General features: G+C 69.7%; 1 pseudogene. It reads right to left on the reverse strand.

What is annotated here, in order from left to right:
• Nucleotides 1-41: 41 nt before the first annotated feature.
• Nucleotides 42-393: pseudogene (locus tag G3I71_RS49555) on the reverse strand (hypothetical protein); the annotation flags it as partial.

Consider the following 393-nt stretch of genomic DNA (forward strand, 5'->3'; position numbering starts at 1 on the left):
ACCACCACGCAGTTCGACCGGGTGCTCGACGCCTGACCCGATCAGTCGCCGGGGTTCGTGCCCCAGTCGACCCGCTGTCCCTGCGAAGGCGCCGCTTCCCGCGGCGCCTTCGTCGCGTTCGGGAGCACGAACCTGTCCTCGGCCCCGTCCAGGACACCGCCGGACGGGTCGTCGGAGCCGTCGCGCCGTACGACGTCCCGTTCGGGCAGCAGGATGTCCCGCACCACGACCGCGCAGAGGTAGAGCGTGCCCACCAGGTGGGCGGCGATGGCGAACTGATAGCCCTCCAGGGGCAGGCCCTGGTGCTTGTCCCCACTGCTCGTGTAGGCGAGGTAGAACCAGATGCCCAGGAAGTACGCGACCTCGCACGCCTGCCAGATCAGGAAGTCCCGC

This window comes from Streptomyces sp. SID12501, assembly GCF_010550245.1.
GTDB lineage: Bacteria > Actinomycetota > Actinomycetes > Streptomycetales > Streptomycetaceae > Streptomyces.